The sequence below is a fragment of the Kribbella sp. NPDC051770 genome, from assembly GCF_040681455.1.
Lineage (GTDB): Bacteria > Actinomycetota > Actinomycetes > Propionibacteriales > Kribbellaceae > Kribbella.
This window is the reverse complement of the sequence record NZ_JBFAYT010000004.1, coordinates 172,353-199,351: the sequence shown is the minus strand read 5'-3', so window position 1 is coordinate 199,351 and position 26,999 is coordinate 172,353. Positions and strand designations below refer to the sequence as shown.

At 70.1% G+C, this 26,999-nt stretch carries 24 protein-coding genes; 14 read left to right on the top strand and 10 right to left on the bottom strand.

All coding sequences use genetic code 11. The features are described 5' to 3' along the window. Positions 1 to 60: 60 nt before the first annotated feature. Complete coding sequence (locus AB0M01_RS15800) at positions 61 to 1,068, top strand: hypothetical protein (protein WP_363669798.1); 1,008 nt, start codon at positions 61 to 63, stop codon at positions 1,066 to 1,068. On the opposite strand, the gene AB0M01_RS15795 is transcribed toward AB0M01_RS15800, so the two are convergent. Then, entirely contained in the window at positions 989 to 2,236 is a 1,248-nt protein-coding gene (locus AB0M01_RS15795; RefSeq protein WP_363669796.1) for an amidase, read from the bottom strand. The genes AB0M01_RS15800 and AB0M01_RS15795 overlap by 80 nt on opposite strands. A 142-nt stretch (positions 2,237 to 2,378) precedes the next feature. On the opposite strand from AB0M01_RS15795, the gene clpB reads away from it, so the two are divergent. Next, positions 2,379 to 4,955, top strand: coding sequence for an ATP-dependent chaperone ClpB (clpB, locus tag AB0M01_RS15790; protein ID WP_363669794.1), 2,577 nt, complete (start codon positions 2,379 to 2,381; stop codon positions 4,953 to 4,955). 56 nt (positions 4,956 to 5,011) lie between these two features. Here clpB and AB0M01_RS15785 read toward each other — a convergent pair whose 3' ends face one another. The 3 genes from AB0M01_RS15785 to AB0M01_RS15775 form a co-directional block, all read right to left on the bottom strand. Next, positions 5,012 to 5,689 carry an aminoglycoside phosphotransferase family protein gene (locus AB0M01_RS15785; protein WP_363670568.1) on the bottom strand — a complete coding sequence of 226 codons (678 nt, stop codon included), beginning with the start codon at positions 5,687 to 5,689 and terminating at the stop codon, positions 5,012 to 5,014. A gap of 1,128 nt (positions 5,690 to 6,817) precedes the next feature. After that, the gene (locus AB0M01_RS15780; protein ID WP_363669792.1) at positions 6,818 to 7,222 is read right to left on the bottom strand and encodes a PPOX class F420-dependent oxidoreductase; all 405 of its coding nucleotides are present in this window, start codon (positions 7,220 to 7,222) and stop codon (positions 6,818 to 6,820) included. A gap of 193 nt (positions 7,223 to 7,415) precedes the next feature. After that, a complete protein-coding gene (locus AB0M01_RS15775) occupies positions 7,416 to 7,571 on the bottom strand; it encodes a hypothetical protein (RefSeq protein WP_363669790.1) in 156 nt (51 codons plus the stop codon). 658 nt (positions 7,572 to 8,229) lie between these two features. On the opposite strand from AB0M01_RS15775, the gene AB0M01_RS15770 reads away from it, so the two are divergent. Together AB0M01_RS15770 and AB0M01_RS15765 are read left to right on the top strand one after the other, a co-directional pair. Then, complete coding sequence (locus tag AB0M01_RS15770; RefSeq protein WP_363669788.1) at positions 8,230 to 8,601, top strand: hypothetical protein; 372 nt, start codon at positions 8,230 to 8,232, stop codon at positions 8,599 to 8,601. Continuing rightward, positions 8,601 to 8,951, top strand: a complete 351-nt coding sequence (locus AB0M01_RS15765) for an ArsC/Spx/MgsR family protein (RefSeq protein WP_363669786.1) — start codon at positions 8,601 to 8,603, stop codon at positions 8,949 to 8,951. Before AB0M01_RS15770 ends, AB0M01_RS15765 begins: the two co-directional genes overlap by 1 nt. 45 nt (positions 8,952 to 8,996) lie before the next feature. On the opposite strand, the gene AB0M01_RS15760 is transcribed toward AB0M01_RS15765, so the two are convergent. Both AB0M01_RS15760 and AB0M01_RS15755 read right to left on the bottom strand, forming a co-directional pair. Further along, positions 8,997 to 10,148, bottom strand: coding sequence for a pyridoxal phosphate-dependent aminotransferase (locus AB0M01_RS15760; RefSeq protein ID WP_363669784.1), 1,152 nt, complete (start codon positions 10,146 to 10,148; stop codon positions 8,997 to 8,999). Between the two features lie 380 nt (positions 10,149 to 10,528). Beyond that, complete coding sequence (locus tag AB0M01_RS15755; protein WP_363669783.1) at positions 10,529 to 12,502, bottom strand: glycosyl hydrolase family 28-related protein; 1,974 nt, start codon at positions 12,500 to 12,502, stop codon at positions 10,529 to 10,531. A gap of 118 nt (positions 12,503 to 12,620) precedes the next feature. Here AB0M01_RS15755 and AB0M01_RS15750 point away from each other — a divergent pair, with 118 nt between their 5' ends. Then, positions 12,621 to 13,487, top strand: coding sequence for a DMT family transporter (locus tag AB0M01_RS15750; RefSeq protein ID WP_363669781.1), 867 nt, complete (start codon positions 12,621 to 12,623; stop codon positions 13,485 to 13,487). A gap of 74 nt (positions 13,488 to 13,561) precedes the next feature. On the opposite strand, the gene AB0M01_RS15745 is transcribed toward AB0M01_RS15750, so the two are convergent. Continuing rightward, the gene (locus AB0M01_RS15745) at positions 13,562 to 14,269 is read right to left on the bottom strand and encodes an FCD domain-containing protein (RefSeq protein ID WP_363669779.1); all 708 of its coding nucleotides are present in this window, start codon (positions 14,267 to 14,269) and stop codon (positions 13,562 to 13,564) included. Between the two features lie 190 nt (positions 14,270 to 14,459). Between AB0M01_RS15745 and AB0M01_RS15740 the strand changes: the two genes are divergently transcribed. The 6 genes from AB0M01_RS15740 to AB0M01_RS15715 all read left to right on the top strand — a co-directional run bounded on the left by AB0M01_RS15740 (position 14,460) and on the right by AB0M01_RS15715 (position 20,324). Further along, complete coding sequence (locus AB0M01_RS15740; protein WP_363669777.1) at positions 14,460 to 15,773, top strand: sugar ABC transporter substrate-binding protein; 1,314 nt, start codon at positions 14,460 to 14,462, stop codon at positions 15,771 to 15,773. A gap of 4 nt (positions 15,774 to 15,777) precedes the next feature. Beyond that, positions 15,778 to 16,755: a sugar ABC transporter permease gene (locus tag AB0M01_RS15735; protein WP_363669775.1), complete on the top strand. Its 978-nt coding sequence runs from the start codon at positions 15,778 to 15,780 to the stop codon at positions 16,753 to 16,755. Further along, the gene (locus AB0M01_RS15730) at positions 16,752 to 17,588 is read left to right on the top strand and encodes a carbohydrate ABC transporter permease (RefSeq protein WP_363669773.1); all 837 of its coding nucleotides are present in this window, start codon (positions 16,752 to 16,754) and stop codon (positions 17,586 to 17,588) included. The genes AB0M01_RS15735 and AB0M01_RS15730 overlap by 4 nt, the downstream gene beginning before the upstream one ends. 323 nt (positions 17,589 to 17,911) lie before the next feature. Then, the gene (locus AB0M01_RS15725; RefSeq protein WP_363669771.1) at positions 17,912 to 18,679 is read left to right on the top strand and encodes an SDR family oxidoreductase; all 768 of its coding nucleotides are present in this window, start codon (positions 17,912 to 17,914) and stop codon (positions 18,677 to 18,679) included. Continuing rightward, positions 18,676 to 19,434 carry an endonuclease/exonuclease/phosphatase family protein gene (locus AB0M01_RS15720; protein ID WP_363669769.1) on the top strand — a complete coding sequence of 253 codons (759 nt, stop codon included), beginning with the start codon at positions 18,676 to 18,678 and terminating at the stop codon, positions 19,432 to 19,434. Before AB0M01_RS15725 ends, AB0M01_RS15720 begins: the two co-directional genes overlap by 4 nt. Positions 19,435 to 19,526: 92 nt before the next feature. Next, complete coding sequence (locus AB0M01_RS15715; protein WP_363669767.1) at positions 19,527 to 20,324, top strand: hypothetical protein; 798 nt, start codon at positions 19,527 to 19,529, stop codon at positions 20,322 to 20,324. 57 nt (positions 20,325 to 20,381) lie between these two features. Here AB0M01_RS15715 and AB0M01_RS15710 read toward each other — a convergent pair whose 3' ends face one another. Further along, positions 20,382 to 21,242, bottom strand: a complete 861-nt coding sequence (locus tag AB0M01_RS15710; protein ID WP_363669765.1) for an SDR family oxidoreductase — start codon at positions 21,240 to 21,242, stop codon at positions 20,382 to 20,384. 115 nt (positions 21,243 to 21,357) lie between these two features. Between AB0M01_RS15710 and AB0M01_RS15705 the strand changes: the two genes are divergently transcribed. Beyond that, a complete protein-coding gene (locus tag AB0M01_RS15705; protein WP_363669763.1) occupies positions 21,358 to 21,726 on the top strand; it encodes a helix-turn-helix domain-containing protein in 369 nt (122 codons plus the stop codon). A gap of 35 nt (positions 21,727 to 21,761) precedes the next feature. Beyond that, positions 21,762 to 24,131: a tetratricopeptide repeat protein gene (locus AB0M01_RS15700; protein WP_363669761.1), complete on the top strand. Its 2,370-nt coding sequence runs from the start codon at positions 21,762 to 21,764 to the stop codon at positions 24,129 to 24,131. Here AB0M01_RS15700 and AB0M01_RS15695 read toward each other — a convergent pair. Next, the gene (locus AB0M01_RS15695) at positions 24,117 to 25,019 is read right to left on the bottom strand and encodes a LysR substrate-binding domain-containing protein (protein ID WP_363669759.1); all 903 of its coding nucleotides are present in this window, start codon (positions 25,017 to 25,019) and stop codon (positions 24,117 to 24,119) included. The genes AB0M01_RS15700 and AB0M01_RS15695 overlap by 15 nt on opposite strands. Before the next feature lie 262 nt (positions 25,020 to 25,281). Here AB0M01_RS15695 and AB0M01_RS15690 point away from each other — a divergent pair, with 262 nt between their 5' ends. Further along, positions 25,282 to 26,151 (top strand): LysR substrate-binding domain-containing protein, encoded by an 870-nt coding sequence (locus AB0M01_RS15690; RefSeq protein WP_363669757.1) that lies wholly within the window; start codon positions 25,282 to 25,284, stop codon positions 26,149 to 26,151. On the opposite strand, the gene AB0M01_RS15685 is transcribed toward AB0M01_RS15690, so the two are convergent. Further along, positions 26,144 to 26,968: an aldo/keto reductase gene (locus tag AB0M01_RS15685; protein WP_363669755.1), complete on the bottom strand. Its 825-nt coding sequence runs from the start codon at positions 26,966 to 26,968 to the stop codon at positions 26,144 to 26,146. The genes AB0M01_RS15690 and AB0M01_RS15685 overlap by 8 nt on opposite strands. Positions 26,969 to 26,999: the final 31 nt, after the last annotated feature.

The window sequence follows — 26,999 nt, the reverse complement described above, 5'->3', positions numbered from 1 at the left end:
GATTCGGCACTGTCGCAAAGCTGATCGCCGGGCGCACACTCGGCCTAGAGGGGGGACACCATGGGAGTACGGCTGGAGGATCGAGGGCCGCTCGCGCACTACGCCCAGTGGGCCGGGCGCCGGGCAGGCAAGGTGCTTGCGGGGATCGAGCCCACCGGGGGCGTGGCGTTGCTGTTCGCGGCCGACGAGCTGCTGGTGGACGGCGAGCGGGTGAAGTTTCGCGCTGTGCCGCGGGTGGATCGCCAGGACGAGTTGCTGGAGCTGGAGTACGGCGCGGGGGTTGTCGTCACGTCCGACATGGGTGCGGCCGTGGCCGCGCTGGCGATGCGGTACCGGCTGGACGGGCGGTGCGCGGAGTTCGACGTGATGACGCCTCGACCTTTCGGGGACGTGCCGCTCGTCGCCGGCTGCTCGTTCGAAACGGCCGCGCCGTTGCTCTTCCAGCCCGTTCGCTGGAGTCCGGCGCAGTGCCGGAGTTGGGGGCCGGGCGGCTTCGAGACGACTTCGGGTTTCTTCCGGCTGATGGTGCCGGAGCGAACGATCTACACGAGGCCACGCGTCTCCGTCTCCGGCGTGGACCTCGATGTCGTCCTGTACGACGACTGCCACGTCGAGCTCTCCCGCTCGACGGGCGTCGACGCCGTGACCGCGCACCCGCCCGAGTGGTCGACCTGCTACCTCACCGTCGCGAGCCCGGAGCCGTACCGGATCGCCACCACGATGACCCTCGACACCCCGATCTTCCCGGGCCCGCACCAGGAGATCGAGACCCTCCCGAAGTGGTGGGCCGACCCGCCGCCACTGGTGCTGACCGACAAGATCACCCGGTACCTGTACGAGCACTGCCCCGGCGAGGGAGCAGCGCTGTGCTTCGAAACCTGTCCCGACCAGGTCGAGGCCGAGCTGATCGACCGCAGCGGCCGAGCGATCCGGCACGGCCTGCCGCTCGACACCACCGACCTGGAGGCCGGCTGGTACGTCGTACAGCTCACTCGCCGCGAAGCCGGCGTGCTGCCTGTGCGCCTGGTTCCACCGCTTCGACTCCCGATCCTTGCTCGGCAGCGATGAGCAGATCCACCTCGCGATGGTGCCTGGCCACGAACTGCAATCCCACCGGCAACCCGTCGGCGGTGAACCCGGCAGGCACGCTGATCGCCGGATGCCCACTCACGTTGAACGCCCAGGTCAGCGCGACACTCATCACGTCTCCGGGCCCCTCGTGCCCGTGCGGCGGATTGGGTGTTGTCGGCGCCGCGATCAGATCCACGTGCTCGAAGACCTCGCGCAGCCGCCGGTCGTTCTCAGCCGTTGCCTCCTGTGCGCCGCCGGCTCCGCGTAGCGACCTCCACGCGGGCTCCGGATCAACCAGCGCCACCTCAACCGGCTTCTCGACCAATTTGCCCTTGGCAACCATCTTGGTCAACGCCGCCCTTGCCACACGTTCGATCTCCGCCTCGGTCTCCGCGAACCCCAGATCCCCCGACCAAGCCACCCGCAACGGCGTGCTGCTCGGCGTCCGTTCCACCCCCAACCACGCCCACAGATCCTCGGCCTTCCGAGCCAGCACACCGCCGACCCCGAGCCCACTCGCATCCACCGGCGGCACTGTCCCGTTCGTCGCCTTCAACCCCAGCACCCCGCACCACGCCGCCGGAATCCGCACCGACCCAGCCCCGTCGCTCCCGGTGGCCAGCGGCACCATCCCCGTCGCCACAGCCACCGCCGACCCAGCCGAAGACCCACCCGGCACGAGCTCCGGGTTCCACGGATTCACCGTCACCCCGCGCTCGGTCCACCCCCACGTCTGCCACCCGGTCCCCTTGCCCGGCACGGCAGTCCTCCCGACGGGCACAGCCCCCGCCGCGACCAACCGCTCAGCCTGCCGCCCCTTCACAGCCAACGGCACCCCGAGGAGGGTCGGCCCATCCGCTGTCTGCCCTGTCCCACCGAAACCAGCGCCCGCCGTACCGTCCCCACCCCGCTCAGCCCCGGTCCGCCCGACACCGGCCGGCCCGCCCCGTCGTCCCGCCGTCCGCTCGACCCCACCCCGATCGATCACCCGAGCTCTTGCCAGCGCCTGCTCCGCCCAGACCTCCTGGAACGCCCTGACACGTCCGTCGACGTCAGCGATCCGCCGGAGCGCTGCCTCCACCACAGAGATCGCCGACAGTTCCCCAGCTCGCACGGCAGCTCCGATCGCCACCGCCGACCACCGCACGTACTCCGCACCGTCCATCGATCGCTGAGCGTAGTCGAGCCGCTCAGGAGCAACCCTGAGTTTTCCCCAGGATTTGGCAGACTTGAGTGGAATGGACTCAACTCTCGGTAGGTTGTAGTGAGAGACTGTTCTTGAACGCGCTTTGAAAGGCTGGAACCAGATGGATGTTCAGCGGTTGACGACCCTGGCCCGGGAAACCCTGTCGGTCGCGATCCGTCAGACCTCCGCGGCGGGCAACCCGACCGTGGAACCGATTCACCTGCTGTCAGGACTGCTCGCGCAGCCCGAGGGGACCACGGTCGGTCTGCTCGAGGCCGCCGGCGGGGACGTGGACGCTGTCCGGCGCAAGACCGCCGAGCAGCTGGCCCGCCTGCCGAAGGCGAGCGGCGGCAGCGTGCAGGCGCCGAGCCTCTCGCCGAAGACCAGCGACGTGCTGAACCAGGCGGAGCAGCGTGCGCTCGGGCTCGGTGACGAGTTCGTCTCGACCGAGCACCTGCTGATCGCCCTGGCGACCGTCGACGGCGTGGCCAAGTCCGCGCTCGACGTGACACCGGACGCGCTGCTGCAGGCGTTCGACCAGATGCGCGGCAACCGGCGGATCACCTCCCCGGAGGCCGAGGGCACCACCAAGTCCCTGGAGAAGTACGGCATCGACCTGACCGAGCGGGCCCGCGACGGCAAGCTCGACCCGGTGATCGGGCGTGACTCCGAGATCCGGCGCGTGGTCCAGGTGCTGTCCCGGCGAACCAAGAACAACCCGGTCCTGATCGGTGAGCCCGGCGTCGGCAAGACCGCCGTCGTCGAGGGCCTGGCCCAGCGGATCGTCGCGGGCGACGTACCGGAGTCCCTGCGTGGGCGCCGGCTGATCAGCCTCGACCTGGGTGCGATGGTGGCCGGCGCGAAGTACCGCGGTGAGTTCGAGGAGCGGCTGAAGGCGGTGCTGACCGAGATCAAGGAGTCGGACGGCCAGGTCATCACGTTCATCGACGAGCTGCACACGGTCGTCGGCGCGGGTGCGTCCGGCGAGGGCGCGATGGACGCCGGCAACATGCTGAAGCCGATGCTGGCCCGCGGCGAGCTGCGGATGATCGGCGCGACGACGCTGGACGAGTACCGGACCCGGATCGAGAAGGACCCGGCGCTGGAGCGGCGCTTCCAGCAGGTGTTCGTCGGCGAGCCCTCGGTCGAGGACTCGATCGCGATCCTACGTGGGCTGAAGGAGCGCTACGAGGCGCACCACAAGGTCGCCATCTCCGACAGCGCGCTGGTCGCCGCCGCCACCCTGTCGAACCGGTACATCACCGGTCGTCAGCTGCCCGACAAGGCGATCGACCTGGTCGACGAGGCGGCGTCCCGGCTGCGGATGGAGATCGACTCCTCCCCGGTCGAGATCGACTCGCTGCGGCGTACGGTCGACCGGCTGAAGATGGAGGAGCTGGCGCTGTCCCGCGAGGACGACGCCTCCAGCCGCGAGCGGCTCGAGCGGCTGCGCGCCGACCTGGCCGACCGCGAGGAGGAGTTGCGCGCGCTCGAGGCTCGCTGGGAGAAGGAGAAGTCCGGCCTGAACCGGGTCGGTGAGATCAAGGAGCGCATCGACGAGCTGCGCGGCCAGGCCGAGCGCGCCCAGCGCGACGGCGAGCTGCAGCGCGCCTCGGAGATCCTGTACGGCGAGATCCCGGAGCTGACCAAGGAGCTGGAGGCGGCCGCCGCCGAGCCCGAGGTCACCGACGGTCCCGACGCGATGGTCAACGAGGAGGTCGGCCCGACCGAGATCGCCGAGGTGATCGCGATGTGGACCGGCATCCCGACCGGCCGGCTGCTCGAGGGCGAGACCGGCAAGCTGCTCCGGATGGAGGACGAGCTCGGCCACCGGCTGATCGGCCAGCGCGAGGCGGTCAAGGCCGTCAGCGACGCCGTCCGGCGAGCCCGCGCGGGGATCTCCGACCCGGACCGGCCGACGGGTTCGTTCCTGTTCCTCGGCCCGACCGGCGTCGGCAAGACCGAACTGGCCAAGGCGCTCGCGGACTTCCTGTTCGACGACGAGCGCGCGATGGTCCGCATCGACATGTCGGAGTACGGCGAGAAGCACAGCGTCTCCCGCCTCGTCGGCGCCCCACCCGGGTACGTCGGCTACGAGGAGGGCGGCCAGCTGACCGAGGCGGTCCGCCGCCGCCCGTACTCGGTGATCCTGCTCGACGAGGTCGAGAAGGCCCATCCCGAGGTCTTCGACATCCTGCTCCAGGTCCTCGACGACGGCCGCCTGACCGACGGCCAGGGCCGCACGGTCGACTTCCGCAACGTCATCCTCATCCTGACCAGCAACCTGGGCTCGGCGTACCTGGCCGACCTCACCCTCGACGACAAGGCCAAGCGAGACCAGGTCCTCGCCGTGGTCCGCCAGTCCTTCAAGCCCGAGTTCATCAACCGCCTAGACGAAATCGTCCTCTTCGACGCCCTCGGCAGCGAAGAGCTCACCAAGATCGTCGCCCTCCAGATCACAGCCCTCCAGAAGCGCCTCACCGACCGCCGAATCACCCTCGACGTCGGCGAAGACGCCCTCGAATGGCTGGCCCTCACCGGCTACGACCCCGTCTACGGCGCCCGCCCCCTCCGCCGCCTGGTCCAATCAGCCATCGGCGACGAGTTGGCCCGAGGCCTCCTGTCCGGCACCGTCCGAGACGGCGAAACAGTCCGAGTCCACCTCAACGAATCCAAGGACGCCCTCGAAGTCAGCTGACGTCCTGCCTGCCAGATGCCCGGGATCGCCTCGATCCCGGGCATCTGCCGTTCTACTCACCCAAGAACATCGTCGAACACCTCGCGGTGCTCCACTGTGAACCCAAGCTCCCGCCGAGACCACGCAATCCTCTCGGCGACCTGTTCAGCACTAGCAACTCCCCGCGGCACCTCACCCCAGAACCGCACGTTCCGGCACTGCCGCTCCAACATCGCATCCACCAGCAGCCCCCGCTCTGCGGCCGACAGCCCGTACCCATCAGCCAGCACCCGCACCTGCCGGGCCTGAGCCTCCACCGAAGCCCGATCAGCCTTCGACGACACACACCAAAGCCAAGCCATGTACCCCAGGTCCTCCAACGGACTCCCCGGCCCAGCCAGATCGAAATCGATGAAGGCCACCGGCACCCCGTCCCGGAAGACCGCGTTGTTCGGCCCCAGATCGTGATGGCACACCACCTGTTGGTCCCCCACCAGTTCACTGCCACGAGTCGCATCGTGCAACTCCCGCACCAGCGCCCCCGCCGCCCCGACCTGCGCATCACTCCAAGCCCGCAACTTCCCGGGAACCCACCCCGGCAGATAACTCAGCACGTCCCGCCCAACCTCATCCGTCCCAAGCCAACGCGGCGCACCGGCAAAGCCAGCCTGCTCCAAGCGTCTGAGCACGGAAGCCCCGAAGGCCGACGGCGGCCGCCGCACGGTGTCCCCAACCCGCACAACCCCACGAGTCATCCGCCCACCCGTCAGCAACACCTCACCACCGAGATCCGTTTGCCCGCTCACCCGCTCCGCTCCCGTTCGCGCCCGCCCGCTCATTCGCTCGCCGCCACCCCACTCATTCACTCACCTGGTCGCTCGCCCAGCTGCTCGGTCGCCCACCCGCTCGCCCACCCGCCGCTCGTCCGGGCGCTCGCCCACCCGCTCGCCACTGCTCGCTGACCTGGGCGCTCATCGGCCCACTCGGTCGCCGCCCTGCCCACCCTTCACCCCGGAGGCTTGCCTACGCTCTCTCCCGCTCGCCCACCCGCCGCTCGCCCGGAGGCTCGCTAGCCTGCCGCCCACTGGGCGCTCGCGCGCTCGCCGATCCGCTCGCCCCCGTCCGCTGACCTGGGCGCTCGCCGGCCTGCTCGGTCGCCACGCCGCCCGCCGCCCACCCGCTTACTCACCCGCCGGTCGCTCACTCGCCCAGTCGACTGCTCGGTCGCAACCCCGCCCGCCCCGCCCACCGCTGGGCCGGAGGCCAGCTTGCGTGCTCCCGCTCGCCCACTCGCTCGCCCGCTGCTGATCCGGGCGCTCGCGCGCGCTCGCCTCCGTGCGCTGGTGCTCGCCTGTCTGCTCGGTCGCACCCCGCCCGTCCCGCGCGCCGCGCACCTGGAGCCTCGCCAGCCCGCCGCGCACCCGCTCACCCGCCCGCCGCTCACCCGCCCGCCGCTCATCCGCGCGCTCGCCCAGCCGCTCGCCAACCCGCCTGCCGCCTGTTATCGGGCGCTCTCGCCTACCCGCTCGCACGTGCTTCACCTGGGCTCGCCTGCTCGTCGCTACCCGGTCGCCGCTCACTCGGAGGCGCGTCTACCCGCACACCGGCGCGCTCTCCCGCTCGCCAACCCGCTTGCCGCCTTTGTCGGGCGCTCTCTCGCCCACCCGCTCGCCGCCGCTCGCGCTCGCCGACCCGCTCGCCTGTCCCGCGCGCTCGCGTGCCTGCTCGGTTGCCGACCCGCTCGCCCTCGCGCGCCGCTCACCCGGAGGTTCGCCCGCCCGGTGACCTAGCGCCCGCCCTCTCGGCCGAGCGTCGGGCGGTGCATCTCCTTCGGCAGATTGGTCTCCCGATCGCGAGGTCTCGTCCACGGCGTCCGGCCCCGGTCAGCCGCGGGTGATCACGCGATCCGGCGTGATCCGTACGACGACCCGCTGGACCTCGGGCGGAAGGTCGGCGTACTCGGCGGCGGCCTCGGGCCCCGCGTACTTGGTCGCCAGCGCCTGAGCGACCACGCGATCGGCGTCTTCGGTGACGATCGCCGTGCCGCGGATCTCGGCGTACCGGAGCGGGTCGGTGCTGTCGACGACGACCAGGCTCGCGCGGGGATCGGACTCCAGGTTGCGGACCTTGCGCAGTCCCGCGGTCGACGAGATCAGGATGTCGTCGCCGTCGCGGCCGACCCAGATCGGGGAGGTCTGCGGGCTGCCGTCCGGGGTCACGGTGGCGAGTACGGCGACGTTTGTCCCGTCGAGGAGTTCGCGTGCCTGGGCGGGGAGTTCCTTGGTCATCCGGCGGAGTGTAGGCGGGCTCGGAGGTCTTTCCCCGCCGGTGCGCGCGGGCGGTTGGGCGATCTGGGAGGATCGTGGGAAGGAAGCGGAGGACACCCACTCACATGAGCGACCAGCCCGGCGGCCCCGCCGCCCCGCACAACCCCGACGAGCCCACAGCGGCCGACGTCCAGCCAACCGAGCCGTCCGCCGATCAGGCGACGCTGCCGGTCGAGGGTGAGCCGAGTTCGCCGTCCGGCGACCAGCCGACGCCACCGGTCGCGGGTGAGTCGGTCTCGACATCTGGTGAGCTGCCGGCGCCTGCAGTTGAGCAGTCCTCCTCCGCGTTGGCCGAGCCGCCGCGCGCCACCCAGGATCCCTCGTCCGTGGCGGGCCAGCCGACGTCCTCCGCTCAGGAGGCCTCTGCCGGGTCGGTTGAGTCGACGTCTGCGGTTGGTCAGCCGGTGTCGCCAGGCGTGGGTGAGCCGACCTCGGCGTCTGGTCAGCAGCCGTCGCCTGCCGGTGAGCAGCCGGCATCTGCATCCGCTCAGGTGGCGCCCGCTGCTCAGCAGCCGTCGTCGGCGTCGGACCAGCCGACGTCCTCTGCTCAGCAGCCGTCGTCCGCTTCGGCTCAGTCGATGCCTGCCGGTGAGCAGACCTCGGCCGCGGCGGGGCAATCGCCTGCTGTGAATCAGCCGGCGGCGTCGGCTGACCCGCGTGGGGTTGCTGGGCAGCCGTTTGGCGGGGGTCAGCAGGGCGGGGGTGACGCACCGACTCGGGGAGAGCAGCCTGGGCCGTACCAAGGGGTGTTCGGCGCGAGCGGGCAGGCGCCCTCGGGAGGGCCGCAGTATGACTCGGCGGCGGGGGCTGAGCGGCCGGGGCCGTACGGCGGGGCGTTTGGGCAGCCGGCGGGGTTTCAGCCGGGGCCGCAGGGGGGTGGGTTCGGGCAGCCTGGACAGGGTGGCCACGGGCAGCAGCCGGGGAATCCTTGGGGGCAGCAGGCGGCGTACGGGTATCAAGGCGGGCCGGTGGCGCCGCCCAAGCAGGTGACCATCGCTTCGGTGATCTCGTTTGCGTTGGGTGGGCTGTGCATCCTGCTGGGGCTGTTCGCGTTGACCTCGGCGGGGGAGCAGATCGCTGAGACGTTGACCGGCGACCCGGGGAGGCGCGGGCTGGTGGTTGCGGTGATCTTGATCTGCGGCGCGGCCTACATCCTGCCGGCGATCTTCGTGCGGAAGCGGCGGCCGTGGGCTCGGATCATGCTGATCGTGGTGGCGGCGCTGGGGATCATGGGCGGGGTGAGTGCGCTGCCGGGGAGTCTGCTCGGGCTGGCTCTGCATGTCGCGTTGCTGGTGATGATGTTGCAGCAGCCGACCAAGCTCTGGTTCACCCACCGCTGATGGAGATCTGGGTCAATCCGGCGTGCTCGAAGTGCCGGGCTGCTACCGCGGCGTTCGACGAAGCGGGGATCGAGTACACGGTACGGCGGTATCTCGACGACCCGCCGACGGTCGAGGAGCTCAGAGAGACGCTCGAGCGGCTCGATCTCGAGCCGTGGCACGTCGTGCGGATGAACGAGCCCGTGGCCGCGGCGCTGAAGTCCGTACCGAAGGACGCCGAGCACCGCGACGAGTGGATCGCGGCGATGGTCGCGGACCCGATCCTGATCCAGCGGCCGATCATCACCGCGGACGACGGGACCACGGCGGTCGCGCGGGACCCGGAGACGCTGAAGCGCTTCCTGCCATAGTCGGAACCAGCGGGCCCGCGTGATCCGGGTGCTGCCGCCGTCGAGTCAGAGTTTGGTGAGTCGGTTCAGCGCCTCTTCCAGGACGTCGAGCTTCTTGCAGAACGCCCAGCGCACCAGCGGGCGGCCGGCGTCCAGGTTGTCGTAGAAGACCTGGTGCGGGATCGCGACCACACCCGTCTTCTCCGGCAGCATTCGGCAGAACTCGACGCCGTCGGTGTGGCCGAGCGGGCGGATGTCGGTGGTGACGAAGTACGTGCCCTGCGGCCGGTGGACGCCGAAGCCCAGCGCTGAAAGGCCGTCGCAGAGCAGGTCGCGGCGCTGCTGGAGGCCGGCGCGGACGCCGTCGAAGTAGTCGTTGCCCAGGGCAAGTGCTTCGGCGACGGCGGGCTGGAAGGGGGCGCCGGAGACGTAGGTGAGGAACTGCTTCGAGGTGTTCACCGCGGTCACCACCTCCGGCGTACCGGTGACCCAGCCGATCTTCCAGCCGGTCACCGAGAACGTCTTGCCGGCGCTGCCGATCGAGACGGTGCGCTCGGCCATCCCCTCGTACGCCGTGAGCGGGCGGTGCCGGCCGCCGTCGTAGATGAGGTGCTCGTAGACCTCGTCGGTGATCACCACCAAGTCGTGCTCGACCGCGAGGGTGGCGATGCCGCGGAGCTCGTCGTCGGTGAGGACCGTGCCGGTGGGGTTGTGTGGGGAGTTGATCAGCAGCACCTTCGTCCGCGGGGTGATTGCGGCGCGGAGCTCGTCGAGATCGAGCCGGAAGTCCGGGGCGCGCAACGTGACCGGGACGCGGTGGCCGCCGGCCATCGCGATGCAGGCGGCGTACGAGTCGTAGTAGGGCTCGAGGGCGATCACCTCGTCACCTGGTTCGACGTACGCGAGCAGGGCGGCGGCGATCGCCTCGGTCGCGCCGGTGGTGACGAGCACCTGCGTGTCGGGGTCGTACTCGAGGCCGTAGAAGCGGCGCTGGTGGTCGACGATCGCTTGCCGCAGCGCGGGGATGCCGCGGCCGGGCGGGTACTGGTTCGCGCCGGAGCGGATGGCGGTGATCGCCGCCTCGAGCACGGAGTCGGGCCCGTCGGTGTCGGGGAAGCCCTGCCCGAGGTTCACCGCCCCGGTCCGCACCGCGAGCGCCGACATCTCGGCGAAGATCGTCGTCCCGAGCCCGTTCAGCCGCTGAGCATGTGCACGCATGCCTCGACATTAGTACGCCGGTACGCCGCGCCGCCTGGGGTGTCTCAGGCGGCGCGGTGCGGGTGGTTGGTGGGCCGGGGCGGTGGTCGGCTGAGGTTGGTGGTGATGCGGCCGGGGAGGTGGTGGGGGTTGAGGCCGCACCGGCCGGAGAGCGGGAGAGCCGGGGTGGCTTGAGCGAGGGGGCGCAGGTTGAGGGGGGAGGGGGCGGTCGCCCGGACGCCACGCTGCACGCGCGGGCGCCACGCCGCCTCGGGTGTCCAGATCGGGTGCGCCGCGGGTTGTTGGTGGGGAAGAGGGGAGGGGGCGGTCGCCCCGAGCACCACGCTGCGCGGGCGGACGCCGCGCCGCCTCAACGAACTCAGGCGGCGCGGTGCCTGTGGTCATTTCCAGGCGGAAGGAGCCGGGGGCGGTACGACGGGTGGGCGGTCCTCGCACCACGAGGCACCCGTCCAGCCTCCGTCGTTGCCCTCCAAGAGGTGGACGTCGAACTCAGGTGGCCCGTTGAAGTGGAAGGTGCCGCAGTTGTTGATGAAGGGGGCGCCGACGTTGCGGGCGTCGACGTTCTCGAAGGTTGCGGCGCCGCCCACTCGGGCGTTGACGACGTTGGTGCCGGTGCCGTCGACCTTGATGTTGCGGACGGTGACGTTGGTCAGGGAGTAGTCGTCCTTGACCGGCCAGTCGACGACGAACATGAAGGCGTTGTACGTCGAGTCGAGGAAGGAGCTGTCGGTGATCTCGATCTGGCCCTCCATGTCCGATTGCAGCGCGTAGAGCCAGATCGCGCCGAGGCCGAGGTCCCAGTTGAGGTCTCGGGGGGCGCCTCGGACGGTGGTGTTGCGGGCGAACGTCAGCTTGCCTTCGAACGGCGTCGAGCCGAAGCGGGAGCCGGCGTGCAGGGTGCTGCCCTCGCGGATCGGGTCGGCGACGAGGTTGTCGGTGACGGCGTTGTCGCGGCCGCCGTAGATGGCGATGTTGTTGGCCAGCACGGGGGTCTGGACGGTGTTGTGGTCGTAGACGTTGTCGTGGTTCACCAGGCCGGACGAGCCAGCCTCCGACCACATCGCGAGCCCGTCGTCGCCGCTGTTGCGGACGAAGTTGTTGGTCGCGCGGACTCCCGAGACCCCGAGGTGCAGGTTCATCCCGTCGGCGATCTGGTCGACGATGATGTTGTCGCGGATCAGCAGGCCGTCCATCGGGCCGTCGAGCCAGATGCCGACCTTGGTGTGGTGCAGGTACAGGCCGCGGATCGACGAGCCGCCGCCGATCGCGCCGCCGATGCCGTTGACCTGGTCGGTGTCGATCCGTTCCCGGACGTCGCTCTCGATCGCGAAGTCGGCGAGATGCACGCGCGTGCTGCCGCCGTCGGCGGCGTACTTGCCGTAGAAGCCGGGCGCCGAGTGCACCGACTTGTCCGGCGCAGGCTCAGGAAGCGGCAGTACCGAGCCCTTGATGATCGACCACCAGTTTCCCGCGCCCTGCACGGTCACCTTGTCGACGACGATGTGCCGGTTCACCTGGAACGTCCCGGCGGGGATGAACACCGACCAGCCGAGCTTCCGAGCGGCAGCGATGGCCCGGTCGATCGCCGGCGCGGAGTCCCGGCGGCCGGTCGGATCGGCGCCGAAGAGGCGCACGTCCAGCGACCGCAGCGGCGCCCGCTTCGGCGGTGCGACGAGCTCGAAGTCAGCGACGTCCAGCACGTACCACGAGGCCGGGGTGTTGCGCGGCACCGAGAACCGCACCCGATCGCCTGCGCGGTAGGTCTTGCCGAGCAGCAGCCGCTGCTCGTCGTAGAAGTGGTTCGGCCGGAACGGCTTGCTCACCGGGTCCGGCTCGGGCTTCCACCAACCGGGGATCGGGTCGACGTCAGGGTCGTTCGAGAACGGGTACATCCCGTACAGCCAGGCGTACTCCGAGGTCAGCGTCATCGTCTGCTTGCGCTTGCCGTTGACGGTCACGTCGAGCGGCGCCCGCAGGCCGCCACCATCGGCAGAGTCCGGGATCGAGTACCGCAGTGTCAGCGCGTTGGCCGGCCGAGTCAGCGTGAACTCGACGTACTGGCCGCGCTCGGTCAGCCGTACGGCGGTCCGCCCGGACGCCTCGGCGGGCAGCGTGTACGCCTCCCGGCTCGGGCCGATCTTCTCGCCGGTGGTGAACGCGTTCTCGGCCTCCTGCTCGACGAACGGCACGGTCGCGCCGCGGCCCTGGACGAGCGCCGGATCGAGTCCGGCCCGGGTCTCCCGGGGAACGGGCCGGGGAGCGGCGGTGGCGGTCAGGGCGGTACCAGTCAGCAGCGCGCCGACGACGACACTGGTCACCGCGAGCCGGCGGCGACGGAACCTTGGGTGGGACAACGGAACCCCCTCGGACGTTGGTGCCCGGACAGTACGGCTCTCCGACGGATCGCTGCAAGATCTCGACATCAGAAAGAAATTTCCGTGCAGAGCCGACGCGGTGGGAGACTGACAGGCGGTGAACGCCACAGCCCTGTCCCTCGTGCTCGGCGCCGCCGTGCTGCACGCCGCCTGGAACTTCGCTGCCAAGCGCGTACGACGCGGTGGCGCGGCCTTCGTCTGGTCCTACTACACGGCCGCGAGCATGCTCCTGCTCCCGGCGCTGGTGATCGCGCTGATCACGTCCGACGTGCACCCGCACTGGAACTGGCTCGTCGCGGCCCTGGTCACCGCGGTGCTGCACATCGGTTACGGCATCGTCCTGCAACGCGGGTACGACGTCGGCGACCTGTCCGTCGTCTACCCGGTCGCGCGGGGGACCGGGCCGCTGCTGTCGGTCGCCTTCGCGGTGCTCCTGCTCGGCGAGCGCCCCGGCGTCCTCGGCCTGGTCGGCGCGGCGCTGATCATCGCCGGCGTACTCGGCATCAGTGGTGGCCGAAGGCAACAGTCGGCGCGGGGCGGCGTCAGGGCCGGGGTCGTGTACGGCGTGGCGACCGGCGCGCTGATCGCGGCGTACACGTTGTGGGACGCGTTCTCGGTGACCGACCTGGCGGTGCCGCCGTTGATCTACTTCGCCGCGGCGTCGATCCTGCAGAGTCTGCTGCTCGCGCCGCAGGTCCTCAGCAAGCCGGAGCCGCTGCGGCTGCTCTGGAGGGAGAACAGGCGCGAGATCCTCGTCGTCGGGGTGCTGTCGCCGATCGCCTACCTGATGGTGCTGTACGCGATGCGGCTGGCGCCGGTGAGTCTGGTCGCGCCGGCGCGGGAGATGAGCATCGTGCTGAGCGGGCTGGCGGCGTGGCTCGTGCTCGGTGAGTCGGGCGCGAAGCGCCGGCTGCTCGGCAGCGCCGTGGTGCTGGCGGGGATCGTCGCGATAGCGCTCGCCTGACGCCTGACGCCTGACGCCTGACGCCTGACGCCTGACGCCTGACGCCTGACGCCGGGCGCGATCGCGCTCGCCGGTCAGTCGGCGGCGGGGAGCTCGACCTGCGGCTCCGGCCGCAGCGCCCGCAACCACAGCTCCGTCTGCGCGATGTGCGCCGACGCCGCGGTCGCCGCGGCGGCCGGATCCCGGTGGCTGATCGCCGCGAGGATCGCCCGGTGCCCGAGATCGCTGGTCCGCTTGATCGCGTCGAAGTCCGCGCCCGGCTCGAAGATCCGGTAGTGCCCACCGCGCCCGCGGATCACCCCGGTCAGCGCGGTCACCGTCGGGTTCCCACCCGCCTCGCAGATCGCGCCGTGGAACTCGGCGTCGAGGGCCTGGATCTCACCCGCGTCGGTGGTCGCCTCGAGCCGGTCGAGAATGCCGGCGAGACGCTCAGCCAGCGCGGGATCCTGCCGCGCGGCGGCAGCGGCCGTCGCGTGCGCCTCCAGGATCCGGCGTACTTCGAGCAGTTGCAGCACACCTTCCAGAGGGATCAGCTCGACCGACAACGAGAACCGGCTGATGATCTCCGCCGGATCCAGCGCCGACACGTACGTGCCCGACCCGTGCCGCGACTCGATCACGCCCAGCGCGGCCAGCGAACGTGTTGCCTCGCGCAACGAACTGCGGGAGACTCCGAGGTGGTCGCACAGCTCCGGCTCCGGCGGGAACTTCGCCCCCGGGCCGAGCTCGCCGGACGCGATCATCTGCCGCAGCCCGGTCAACGCGCGGTCGGTCGCCGCCATCGGCCGCCTCCTCCCCGTTCCACCAGCCGGTCCGACCCGGCGTACTGATGTTAAGTCCTCAGACCACTTACGGTCACATCTGCGGCGAGTTCTTGTCCACCCCGCGTGAATGTGGTTAATGTGCGGACAACGGTTGACCAACTCGTCTGATGTCCCCTGCCCTGGCCCACATCCCCTGAGGAGAAGCGCCATGCGTCACCGACAGATGCTCGCACCTCTGACCGCGGCCCTGGCCGCCGCCACGCTGGCGCTCACCGCCTGCGGCCCCGGCCCGGCCGAGAAGGCCCAGAGCGGCGGTGAGGTCAAGCTCCAGATGGTCGAGAGCCTGACCAACCCGACCCGGACCGCGCTGCTCAAGAAGCTGATCGCCGACTTCGAGAAGGCGAACTCCGGGATCACGGTGCAGCTGATCTCACCACCGACCAACCAGGCCGACCAGAAGATCACCCAGATGCTGCAGTCCGGCAAGGGCGTCGACGTGCTGGAGGTGCGGGACACCACGGTCGGCCCGTTCTCCACCAACAAGTGGATCTACGACATGGCCCCCGACCTGAAGGACTGGGACGGTCTGCAGGCGCTGACGCCGAACGCGCTCGCCGTCACGCAGCAGGGCGGCAAGTCGTACATGGTCCCGTACGGCTTCTACGGCCTGTCGCTGTTCTACCGCAAGGACCTGGTCCAGCAGGCCGGGTTCGCCGGGCCGCCGAAGAGCTGGTCGGAGATGGTCGAGCAGGCCAAGAAGATCAACGACCCGAAGAAGAACAAGTACGGCTACTCGTTCCGCGGTGGGCTCGGCGGGGCCGGCAACGCGATCGCGGTGATCTCCGGCTACGTGATCGACGACATCAACAAGGACAACGCGTTCAAGCTGACCGACGGCAAGACGATCTTCTCGTCCCCGAAGGCCGTCGACGCGCTGAACCTGTACCTCGACCTGTTCAAGAACGCCTCCCCGCCGTCCTCGGTGAGCTGGGGGTACCCGGAGATGGTGCAGGGCTTCACCTCCGGTACGACGGGCTTCCTGCTCCAGGACCCCGAGGTGATCGCGACCGTCCGCGAGTCCAAGACGATCAAGGAGGACCAGTGGGGCACCGCGCCGCTGCCGGTCGGCCCGACCGGTAAGGCCGCGCAGCCGCTGGCCAACGCCGGCTGGGGTGTTGCGCAGGGCAGCGAGCACAAGGCCGAGGCGGTCAAGCTGGTCAAGTTCCTCACCTCGGGCGACTCCGCGCTGACCTTCTCCAAGGAGAACAGCCTGGTCCCGATCCTCAAGTCGGCCGCCGAGGACCCGTTCTTCAAGGACGGCCCGTGGGCGTCGTACGTCGCGATGAACTCCTCGCCGGACACCTACGTCGTGGTCACCCAGCCGCGCGGCGTGCCGTGGTCGACCGAGTGGGGCAACAAGTCCGACGCCGACGTGCAGAAGCTGATCACCGGCAAGGCCCAGCCCGCCGAGATCCTGAAGGGCTGGGACGAGTACTGGACGGCCAAGTGGGCCGGGAAGTGAGTTGATGGCTGTCGACACGAGGCCGCCCGCGAGTTCCCGTCGTACGGCGGGCTCGCGGCCTCCGGCCGGCGGGCGGCGGCGGTTCACCGGCCGGACGGCGCTGGTGCTGCTCGCGTTCATGCTGCCCGCGATCGCGTTCGTCGGGCTGTTCACCTACTACCCGTTGCTGAACGGCATCTCGATGGCCTTCCGCAACTACAACCTGAACGACCTGTCCGACACCTCGTGGATCGGGCTGGACAACTTCCGCACCCTGGTCGGCGACGAGATGTTCCGCGGGACGGTGAAGAACTCGATCGTCTGGGTGGTCGGGTCGCTGGTGCCGCAGTTCCTGATCGGGTTCACGATGGCGCTCTGGCTGCGCCGCAAGTTCCGCTTCCGCGGCGCGTACCAGGCGCTGGTGTTCTTCCCGTGGGCGGTGTCCGGCTTCCTGATCGGGATCCTGTTCCGCTGGATGTTCAACGGTGAGTTCGGCGTCGTCAACGACCTGCTGATGAAGACGCACCTGATCGACACGCCCGTGCCCTGGCTGGCCGACGCGAAGTACGCGATGGTCGCGGTGATCGCCGCGAACGTCTGGTACGGCGTGACGTTCTTCGCGATCATGATCCTGGCCGCGCTGCAGTCCGTCCCCGACGAGCTGTACGAGGCGTCGGCGATCGACGGCGCCGGCAAGGTCCGGACCCTGTTCAGCATCACCATCCCGTCGATCCGGACCACGCTCGCGCTGACCGTGCTGCTGCGGATCATCTGGACGTTCAACTCGCCGGAGCTGATCTTCGGCATGACCGGCGGCGGGCCCGCGAACGAGACCCACATCGTCACGTCGTACATGATCCAGGTGACCCAGGAGGGCGACTACGGGCGCGCCTCCGCGATGGGCGTGATGGTGGTCTTCGTGCTGCTGCTGTTCGCGATCTTCTACCTGCTCGCGGTCCGGACCCGGACACCGAAGACCCGACGGAAGGTGGTGGCCGGATGATCCTCGACCAGTCGCTGGCCGGGAAGATCGCGCGCTTCACCGGGCTCGGGATCTGCCTGCTGCTGACCGTGTTCCCGCTGTACTGGATCCTGGTCACGTCGTTCAAGGACCCGGGCTCGATCTTCGCCTACCCGTTGAAGTACTGGCCCTCGGAGTTCTCGCTGGAGAACTACACCGGCCTGTTCGAGCAGTCGAACTTCGGGGTGTTCATCGGCAACAGCCTGATCGTGTCGCTGGTCGCGGCCGCGCTGGCGACGGTGGTGTCGCTGCTGGCGGCGTACGTGCTGGCCCGGTTCGAGTTCGTCTCCAAGGGCGCGGTGATGGGCGCGTTCCTGGTGACGCAGATGATCCCCGGCTTCATCGCGCTGGGCTCGCTGTACATCCTGATGACGCGGATGTACCTGGTCGACAGTCGCGTCGGTCTGGTGCTCGTGTACGTCGCCGTGTCGATTCCACTGTGCACGGTGATGCTCCGGGGCTTCTTCGAGAACGTCCCCGCGTCGCTCGAGGAGGCGGCGATGGTCGACGGCTGCTCGCGGTTCTCGGCGCTGTTCCGGGTGCTCGTCCCGGTGATGACGCCCGGCATCGCCGCGTCGTACATCTTCAACTTCGTGAACTGCTGGAACGAGCTGTTCCTGTCGGTCACGCTGCTCAACAGCGACAGCAACAAGACCGTCCCGGCGGCGCTGAACGGCTTCATCTCCAGCTACAACATCGACTGGGGCTCGATGTCGGCCGCGGCGGTGCTGTCGATCATCCCGACGATGATCCTGTTCGCGGTGGCCAGCCGCTACATCGTCCAGGGCCTGACCGCGGGCGCGGTCAAGGAGTAGAGGAACGCCGTCAGGGCCCGCACGTGCCACCGCCGTTCACCGAGCAGCTCGTACGCCGTACCGCTGCTCGGTGAGCGGTCCACCCAGGCCGTCCCCATCGGCGTGCCAGGCGGTGCTGTTGGTGTAGACAAGCTTGCGCCCGGGCAGTGCAGTCAGCGCCTCCGCCCGACGTACTCGCGGATGCGCGCGTTCATCTGGTCGGCGAGACCGGTGGCCGGCGGGTAGAGGGTGTTGTCGAGATCCAGCACCCAGGTGTCCACGGGGGCGAGCATCCGGCCAGGATAGTGACAGACTGGGGGCCTCACCGACGGAGGGATAGTGGCGTGGCTACTGCGCTGGTTACCGGGCCCACGGCGGGAATCGGGCGGGCGTTCGCGGACAAGCTGGCGCTCGAGGGGTACGACCTGGTGCTGGTGGCCCGGGACGAGGAACGGCTGAAGGACGTCGCGGCCGAGATCACCAAGCTGCACGGCGTCGCGTGCGAGGTGCTGGCGGCGGACCTGACCGATCCGGAGCAGCTGGCGGTGGTCGAGCGGCGGTTCGCGGACGGGCCGATCGAGGTGCTGGTGAACAACGCCGGGTTCGGCCAGAAGAAACCGTTCTGGGCGAACACGATCGAGCAGGAGGAGCAGCAGCTCGACCTTCTGGTGCGCGTCGTACTGCGGCTGACGCACGCGGCGGTGCTGCCGATGATCGAGCGCGGCTCGGGTGCGGTCGTGAACGTGTCGTCGGTGGCCGGGTTCGTCCCGCGTGGGACGTACGCCGCGCACAAGGCGTGGGTGACGAGCTTCTCCTCCGGTCTCGCGATCGAGCTGCACGCGAAGGGCGTCGCGGTGATGGCGCTCGCGCCGGGCTTCGTGCACACCGAGTTCCACGCGCGGATGGGGATGGACAAGAGTTCCATCCCGTCGTTCATGTGGCTGGACGCGACCGACCTGGTCGACGAGGCCTGGAAGGACCTGATGCAGGGCAAGGCGGTCTCGGTCCCGTCCTGGCGCTACAAGCTGATCGTGGCTGGCGCTCGCTTCATCCCGCGGTCGCTGATCGCGCGGGTCTCCACGCTCGGGCTGGACGGCCGCCGCCGCGGGTGAAGGTCCTCACCTGGAACGTGTGGTGGCGCTTCGGCCCGTGGGAGGAACGGGCCGAAGTGATTCTCGCCGTACTGCGGGAGGCCGACGCCGACCTGATCGGGCTCCAGGAAGTGTGGGCCCAGGGCAACGAGAACCAGGCGGGTCAGCTCGCTGCCGAGCTGGGGATGCACTGGGCGTACGCGCCCTTGCGGCGGCCGGAGCTGTGGCAGGAGCGCATCGGCGACCCATCGGTTGCCGTGGGCAACGCTCTGCTGAGCCGGTGGCCGCTGGAGGAGCCCGCGATGCTGGACCTTCCCGGTGCTGAGGGACGCAATGCGCTGTATGCGCGGACCGGTGGCGTCCCGTTCTTCACCACGCATCTGGAGGCGCCGCTGCACGCCTCGGCCGTCCGCTGCGCGCAGGTCCGGGCGCTGGCCGGGTTTGTTGCCGAGCGCCCCGGTTCGCACCCACCGGTGGTGACCGGCGACTTCAACGCGGTGCCCGACTCCGACGAGCTGCGGCTGTTCGGCGGCGTGCGGACGGCGCCCGCCGTACCGGGGCTGGTGCTGATCGACGCCTGGGAGTACGCCGACGGGCCCGGGCCGACCTGGGACGCGGCCAACCCGTACGTCACCTTCGGGCCGAGCTGCCGGGTCGACTACATCCACGTCGGGCCGCCGGCGCGGGTGACCGGCGTACGGCGTACCGGTGATCGGCCGGTCGACGGCGTCTGGCCGTCGGATCATGCGGCCGTGCTCGCGACGATCGGGAACTGAGACACCGAAACCGGCGGGAAATCCGGAGCCAACCAAATGCCGATCGCTAGCGTCCATTGGGTCGAGGAGCGAACGAGCAGAAGGTTGACGACATGTCGGTACGGGGATGGAAGATCGCGGCCACGATGGCCGTGCTGCCGCTGGCGCTGGCCGCCTGTGGCAACGACAAGCCGGGCACCGGGAGCCCGGCCCCGCTGAGCACCGCGCCCACCGGCCCGGCCAGCACACCGACGCCGACCGGTACGCCGACCGAGGGGACGCCGACGGCGACGCCCTCGGCCACGCCGAGCGGCACTCCCACCGGCGTACCCACGCCGACGAAGACTCCGGGGAAGCCAGTGGAGACACCGACACCGCTCAAACCGGTCCGCCTGACCAACTCGATGCTGCTCACCGGCGGCGAGGTCGCCAAGGGCGACCCGAAGCGCGGCTGGGCCGCGACCGCCGGCAGTGCCAGTACGCCGATCTGCGGCCGCGGCTCGACCCGCGGCGACGGGGTGCTCGGCGCGCTCAGCCGCAACTTCACCAACGGCCTCGACGCCGACGGCGGCCAGTGGCTGACCCGGTACGCCGACGCCAAGGCGGCGACCGCGGCGTACGACTCGATCCTGAAGACGATCGCGAGCTGCAAGGCCGCGCGGCCGGCGCCGACGCACGCGCGCAAGGTCACCGAGAACCGCGCGATCGCGGTCGGCGACGCGACCCGGATCGTCCGCTGGTACGACTACCCGCTGCCGTCGGACCCGGGCAGCGAGGACGGCGGCTTCCCGTACGCCGTGACGCGCAAGGGCGCGATCGTGTCGGTGGTCGCGTTCCGCGAGATGGGCAAGGGCATCAAGCCCGCGAACTTCGAGGCGGTCGCCCGCTCGGCGGCGGCCCACCTGGGCTGACCTGGACCTGGGGGAAGGGGGATCCACGGACTCCGTGTCCGTGGATCCCCCTTTGTTCTAGTTGAGCGCCGCGCGGATCGTGTCGGCGATCGGCGTGGTCGGGCGGCCGATCAGGCGCGCCAGGTCGCCCGGCGTACCGGCCAGGGCGCCGCGCGAGATCGCGTCGTCGACGTCGGCGAGCACCTCGGCGTAGTCCGCGGGCAGGCCGATCGCGACCAGCCGCGCGTGGTTGTCCTCGTGGCCCAGCGTCGTGTGCACGACCGGCTTCCCGGCCTGCGCCGCGACCTCGGCGGCGAACTCGTCGAACGCCCACGCGGTGTCGCCGCTCAGCTCGTACGCCTGACCGAGGTGCCCGTCCGTCCGCAGTACGACGGCCGCCGCGGCGGCGTAGTCCGCCCGCGCCGCGGTCGCGATCCGGCTGCCGGGGGCGACGCCGTTGACGACCGCGCCCGCATCGACCGCGTGGTCGAGCCCGAGGAGCAGGATCTCCGTGTACCAGTTGTTGCGCAGGAACGTGTACGGCAAGCCCGAGTCGAGGATCGCCTGCTCGGTGGCGCGGTGGTCGTCGGCGAGCACGAAGTCCGCGTCCGGTCCACCGAAGACGCCGGTGTACGCCAGCTGCGCGACCCCCGCGGCCTTCGCGGCGTCGATCACCACCTGGTGCTGCGGAATCCGCCGCCCGGCCTCGGTCGCCGAGACCAGCAGCACCCGGTCGCCGGCCGACAGCACGCCGTCGAACGTCTCCGGCCGGTCGTAGTCCGCGACCACGACCTCGACCCCGCGCTCGGCCAGGTCAGCCGCCTTCTCCTTGCTCCGGGCAACCGCCTTGATCTCCCCGGCTGGCACCCCCGCCGCCAGCAGCTCCTCGATCACCAGCCGCCCCAGCGACCCGGTCGACCCCGTCACAACGATGCTCATCTCTGCTTCTTCCTCCGGTCGAGTTTCTCTCTTACACTCACCGTAGCGAGGGTACTAACTCTGCGAAAGTACCCACTTTGAAGTAAGGTACTACTCTCGAAGTAAGGAGGCTCCGATGACCGCTCTGCTCCCCGACGTGAACCGCGTCGGCTGCCCGTCCCGCGTGATCCTGGAACACGTCACCAGCCGCTGGGGCGTCTTGGTCCTGGTCGCCCTCCTGGACCGCTCCTACCGCTTCAGCGAACTCCGCCGCCACATCGAAGGCGTCAGCGAGAAGATGCTCGCCCAGACCCTGCAGACCTTAGAACGCGACGGCTTCGTCCACCGGGCAGCGCAGCCGGTCATCCCACCACGCGTCGACTACTCCCTGACCCCACTGGGCACCGAGGCGGCGACGTACGTGCGCTGCATCACGGAGTGGGTCGAGGCGAAGGTGCCCGAGGTACAGAGCGCGCGCGACGAGTACGACGAAGCCCGCGGCTGATTGCGACCCGGCCGCCGAGGCCTCAGGATGACCCGGTGGACCCCCGCGCCGGTTTCGCCCAGCTGCTCCGCGGTTTCCGCGCGCGGTCGGCGCTGACCCAGGAAGGCCTCGCCGAGCTGGCCGGGCTCAGCGTGCAGGCGATCAACGCCCTCGAAGGAGGGCGGCGGTTGTACCCACGGCCGGCGACCGTGGGTCGACTCGTCGAAGCCCTCCGGCTGGACGACGAGGAGCACAGTCAGTTGGCCGCGGCCGCACACCGGCCAGCAGCCGCCAAAGTCGCGGTCGGCGGACCGCGGGAGCTGCCGCCGCCCGTCACCGACTTCATCGGCCGGTCCGAGCAGCTGGGCGCACTGCTGCGGTTGCTCCGATCGCCGCGTGCCGCCGCACCTGGCATCGTCATCTCGTCCATCGGCGGAATGGCCGGCATCGGCAAGACCACCCTCGCGGTACACGCTGCGCATCAGGTCGTCAGCGAGTTCCCGGACGGTCAGCTGTACCTCAACCTGCGCGGGGGCGGCGACAAGCCACTGACCACCGCCGAAGCACTCGACGCATTGCTGCTCGCGCTCGGGCTCCCGACCGCCGGCCCCTCGGAACAGGTTCAGGCAACGGCCGCGCGATATCGGACAGCGCTGGCCGGCCGACAGATCCTGCTGGTGCTGGACGACGTCGCGAGTGTGGAGCAGGTGACGCTGCTGATGCCGGGAACCCCCGGCGCCGTCGTCGTCATCACGAGCCGCCACACGCTGGCCGCGCTCCCCGGCGCGCGGCACCTCGCCCTCGAGGTCCTCACCGAGACCGAAGCCGTCCAGCTGCTCGAAGAAGCGATCGGTACGACGACCGGCTGGGACCGTGACGCGGCGCTCGAGATCGTGCGGAAGTGCGGCCTGCTGCCGTTGGCGATCCGGATCGCGGGTGGCCGGGCCCGGACGAACGGGCTGCGCGAGGTCGCGGCGACGCTGTCCGCAGAGCGCGGCCGCTCGGAGATGCTGACTGCTCCGCAGGCGGAGGTCGGTCGCAGCATCGGCCTGTCCCTGAGCCATCTGGCCGGCGGGCCGCCGGTCGACGCGGCGGCCGCGCAGGCGTTCGCCGTACTGGCGTTGTTCGACGGCGAGCACTTCCCGTTGCGGGCGGCCGCGAAGGTGCTCGACGTGTCGCTGGACGACGCCGAAGATCTGCTGGAACGCCTGGTCGACGTACACCTGCTGGAGACGCCGGCGATTCATCAGTACTCGATGCACGATCTGGTGCGCGAGGCGGGCCGGGCGATCGCGGCCGCGGAGCTGCCTGAACCGATGCGCGCGGAGGCCCGTCAGCGCGAGCTGAAGTGCTACCTGTCGGTGCTGTGGCGTTGGAACGAGTTGCGTGGACGCGACGCGCAGTACGGGTCGCGAACCGGTGTGCCGTGGTCCGAAGGAGCTGGTGACCTCGACGACGTCGACCAGGTGGAGGCCTGGCTGAGGCCCGAGCTGCCGAACCTGGTCGGGCTCGTCCGGTCCGCCGCGATCGGTACGCCGGACGAGCGCCTCATCGCCGTACGCCTGGCCCTCGGGATGCCTCAGCTGGCGGTCTCCCTGATGAGATTCGAAGAGGCCAGATCCGCGATGCTGGCGGTCACCGCCATCGCCGAGGTCCTTCCCCCGGCCCTGGAGTTCGGGCGCTACTACCAGGCCGGCTTCGTCTGTGGTTGCCTCGCGCTGTACGACGAGTCGGAGCCGTGGCTGCGCAAGGCCCTCCCGATCGCCCGGCGATCCGGAACCCCGACCGATCTCGCGATCTGCCTGATCGACCTCGGCTACGGCCTCGGCTGCGCGGGCCGCCCCGCCGAAGGCCTGCCGTACGCCGAGGAGGCGCTGGCGGTGGTCGTCGAGCACGGCGTCACCAAGTTCGAGGTCGGCGCCAACGTCGGCCTGGGCGCCCTCGCCGGCCTGGCCGGAGACCTGAAGCGCCAACGCACCGCCTTCGACCGCGCGCTGACCTTGATGCCCGAGCGGTCCCTGCCCATCCCCGCCGCGGTACACACCAACATGATCGGCCGCTCCTACCGCGAGAGCGGCCAGTACGACGACTCCATCAAGATCCTGCGCGGCAACCTGGATTCGGTCCAGCGCCTGGACCGGGACGTCGTCGAGGCCGACACCCTCGAAGAACTCGGCCACACGCTGCTGGCGGCCGGCGATTTCACCGCCGCCGAACCCGTCCTCCGCGCCGGCCTGGAGATCGCCGCCCGCCACCCGGCCGAAAACCGCGAAGCCCCGGCGCTCCACCTCCTCGGCCGAACCCTCGTCGCGCTCGATCGCACAGCCGAGGCCGTGCCGCTCTGGGAGCGTTCGATCCAGCTGTACGAACGCCTCGGCGACCCGCGGTCCGAAGAGGTGCGGAAGTTGCTGTCAGAGGTCGAGTGAGCCCGCGGTTTCCGCCAGCGTCTTGAGGGTCGCGGTGATGAGCGGATGATCCGCGCGCGCCCGCCGAGTCGCCGCGAGCACCCGGCGAGTCGGCGTCGGCGGCTGCAGAGGGCGGATCGCCGCAGGCGTAGTGGGTGGCAGCGTCAGGCGCGGCACCAGCGAGACGCCCGCGTTCGCAGCGCACAGCGCCGCGACCGAGCGGAAATCGTCTGAGGTGTGCACGATGCGGGGCTGGAAGCCGGATTGTTCGCAGGCGAGGAGGACTACGTCTCGGATGGGGTTGCCTACCGAGGTCATGACCCAGTCGTCGGTGGCCAGGGCGGTCAGGTCGACGGGATCGGGCGACAGAGCGGCGGGGTGCGTCGGAGGGAGAACCGCGACGAAGGGCTCGGCGTACAAAGGGGTGAGGGTGAGGCGGTCGTCGTGGGGGGAGCCTCGGTGTTCGACGGTGACGGCCAGGTCGACCTCGCCGTCGAGGAGTTGGGTCAGGGCCTGGTGGCCTTCGGCGTCCTGGATGACCAGGTGCAGGCCGGGGGTGGAGTCGCGGAGGCGGGCCAGGGTGGGTGCGACGAGGAGGCTGATGGCGGTGGCGAAGGCGGCGATGCGGAGTTCGCCGGTGGTGCCGTCGGCGTAGAGGCGCATGGCGTCCTCGGCGCGTTCGACCTCGGTGAGGATGGTGTCGGCGTGGGTGAGGAGGAGGCGGCCGGCCGACGTGATCGCGACGCGGCGGCCGCGGCGTTCGAGGAGTTCCTGGCCGACCTCGGACTCGAGGGCTGCCAGTTGTTGCGAGACGGCCGACGGGGTCAGGTGCAGGACCTCGGCGGCCGCCGTCACGGTGCCGTGGTCAGCAAGGGCCCGCAGTACTCGCAACCTGCGCACTTCGATCACGCCGATCAGCTTCGCACACGCCCTGCCGGGAGCGGCGCGCCCAGCGCAGGACCGCGCGCAGCGGATGGCGGGGCTCGACCTCCACGTGCGGTACGACGGGGGCGTTGGGCAGGGCGGAGTTGGCTTCGCGGCGGACCTTCTCGATCACTGTCACTGGGAAGACGTACACGGTGGTTCCTTTCGTCCCTTCGACGGTAGGAAAAAGCACCTTGATACGTCCAATGAAAGTTGAAGCCGGAGTTGATGCGTAGGATGCATGAACATGGAGCTGCGCCAGCTGCGGTCGTTCGTCGTGGTCGCCGAGGAGCTGAACGTCGGCCGGGCGGCGACCCGGCTGCACCTGACGCAGCCCTCGCTGAGTCGCCAGATCGCCGCGCTGGAAAGGGATCTCGGCGTCGAGCTGTTCGCCCGGGTGAAGAAGCGGTTCGTGCTGACCGCGGCCGGCGCCGCCTTCCTCGACGACGCGCGAGATCTGCTCGACCGGGCCGCCGATGCGCGAAACACCGCCCAGCGCACCCAGCGCGGTGAGGTCGGGACGCTGCGGCTGCGCTTCGTGCAGTCGGCGACGTTCGAGGCGCTGCCGCGGTTGCTCGGCGCCTTCCGTACGGCGTACCCGGATGTCGTGCTCGACCTGGAGACGATGACGACGCTCCAGCAGACCGACGCGTTGCGCGACGGCCGGATCGATGTCGGCCTGCTCCGCTTCCCGTACGACGAACCGCGGCTGCGCTCGCAGGTCGTCTCCGAGGACCGCCTGGTCGCCGCACTCCCCGCCAAGCATCAGCTAGCGAAGCGGCGCAGGGTCGCGCTGAAGGACCTCGCCGAGGACGACTTCATCCTCTACACCCGCGCGACCGGCCCCTCGGTGCACGACGTGATCGTCGGCTACTGCCAGGCCGCCGGGTTCACGCCGCGGATCACCCAGCAGGGCGCCGACGTCCAGACGATCGTGTCGCTGGTCGCCGCCGGGCTCGGGGTGTCGTTGCTGATCGCACCGACCCCGCCGATCGACCCGGCGGCCGTCGTCTACCGCGAGCTGTCCGACGACCTGCCGCCCTGGCGGCTCTCGGTCGCCTGGGCGCCGGGCAACGAGTCACCCGTGCTGCGGCAGTTCCTCCAGTTGCTCAGTTGAAGACGTCGGGGTCGTCGCCGACCCGTACGCCGGTCTCGAGGTCGGCGATCGCGGCCATGTCCTCGTTGTCCAGCACGAAGTCGAACACGTCGATGTTCTCGGCGATCCGCTCCGGCGTCTTCGACTTCGGGATCACCACGTTGCCGAGCTGCAGGTGCCAGCGGATCATCACCTGCGCCGCGGACTTGCCGTGCTTGCCGCCGAGCTCCTTCAGCACCGGGTGCCCGATCAGCTCGCCGGAGGCCAGCGGGCTCCAGGCCTCGGTGGCGATGTCGTTCTCGGCGTGGAACGCGCGCAGCTCGTCCTGCGGCAGCGCCGGGTGCAGCTCGATCTGGTTCACCGTCGGGCGGACGTCGGTCTCGTCGAAGAGCCGCTGCAGCGCCGGGAGGTGGAAGTTCGAGACGCCGATCGCGCGCACCCGCTGGTCGGCGTACAGCTGCTCCATCGCCTTCCAGGTGTCGACGTACTTGTCCTGCTTCAGCGACTGCCAGTGGATCAGGTACAGGTCGACGGTCTCCAGGCCGAGCTTGCCGAGGCTCTTGTCGAACGCGCGCAGCGTCGAGTCGTAGCCCTGGTCGCTGTTCCACACCTTGGTGGTGACGAACAGCTCCTCGCGCGGTACGCCGGACTGCGCGATCGCGCGGCCGACACCTTCCTCGTTGCCGTAGATCGCGGCCGTATCGATGTGCCGGTAGCCGGCCGCGAGAGCGGCCTCGACGACACCGGTGACGATCCCGTCCGGCACCTGCCAGACGCCCAGGCCCAGCTGGGGGATCTCGACGCCGTTGTCCAGAGTGATCGTGGGGACTGTGCTCATCTGCCTATTCCACTGGGCCGGAGGTCTCCAG

Bases quoted from the DNA above. Each gene is read 5' to 3' on its own strand.
- AB0M01_RS15800 (WP_363669798.1), top strand. From the start codon at position 61: ATGGGAGTACGGCTGGAGGATCGAGGGCCGCTCGCGCACTACGCCCAG.
- AB0M01_RS15795 (WP_363669796.1), bottom strand. From the start codon at position 2,236: ATGGACGGTGCGGAGTACGTGCGGTGGTCGGCGGTGGCGATCGGAGCT.
- clpB (WP_363669794.1), top strand. From the start codon at position 2,379: ATGGATGTTCAGCGGTTGACGACCCTGGCCCGGGAAACCCTGTCGGTC.
- AB0M01_RS15785 (WP_363670568.1), bottom strand. From the start codon at position 5,689: ATGACTCGTGGGGTTGTGCGGGTTGGGGACACCGTGCGGCGGCCGCCG.
- AB0M01_RS15780 (WP_363669792.1), bottom strand. From the start codon at position 7,222: ATGACCAAGGAACTCCCCGCCCAGGCACGCGAACTCCTCGACGGGACA.
- AB0M01_RS15765 (WP_363669786.1), top strand. From the start codon at position 8,601: ATGGAGATCTGGGTCAATCCGGCGTGCTCGAAGTGCCGGGCTGCTACC.
- AB0M01_RS15760 (WP_363669784.1), bottom strand. From the start codon at position 10,148: ATGCGTGCACATGCTCAGCGGCTGAACGGGCTCGGGACGACGATCTTC.
- AB0M01_RS15745 (WP_363669779.1), bottom strand. From the start codon at position 14,269: ATGGCGGCGACCGACCGCGCGTTGACCGGGCTGCGGCAGATGATCGCG.
- AB0M01_RS15740 (WP_363669777.1), top strand. From the start codon at position 14,460: ATGCGTCACCGACAGATGCTCGCACCTCTGACCGCGGCCCTGGCCGCC.
- AB0M01_RS15735 (WP_363669775.1), top strand. From the start codon at position 15,778: ATGGCTGTCGACACGAGGCCGCCCGCGAGTTCCCGTCGTACGGCGGGC.
- AB0M01_RS15730 (WP_363669773.1), top strand. From the start codon at position 16,752: ATGATCCTCGACCAGTCGCTGGCCGGGAAGATCGCGCGCTTCACCGGG.
- AB0M01_RS15715 (WP_363669767.1), top strand. From the start codon at position 19,527: ATGTCGGTACGGGGATGGAAGATCGCGGCCACGATGGCCGTGCTGCCG.
- AB0M01_RS15710 (WP_363669765.1), bottom strand. From the start codon at position 21,242: ATGAGCATCGTTGTGACGGGGTCGACCGGGTCGCTGGGGCGGCTGGTG.
- AB0M01_RS15705 (WP_363669763.1), top strand. From the start codon at position 21,358: ATGACCGCTCTGCTCCCCGACGTGAACCGCGTCGGCTGCCCGTCCCGC.
- AB0M01_RS15690 (WP_363669757.1), top strand. From the start codon at position 25,282: ATGGAGCTGCGCCAGCTGCGGTCGTTCGTCGTGGTCGCCGAGGAGCTG.
- AB0M01_RS15685 (WP_363669755.1), bottom strand. From the start codon at position 26,968: ATGAGCACAGTCCCCACGATCACTCTGGACAACGGCGTCGAGATCCCC.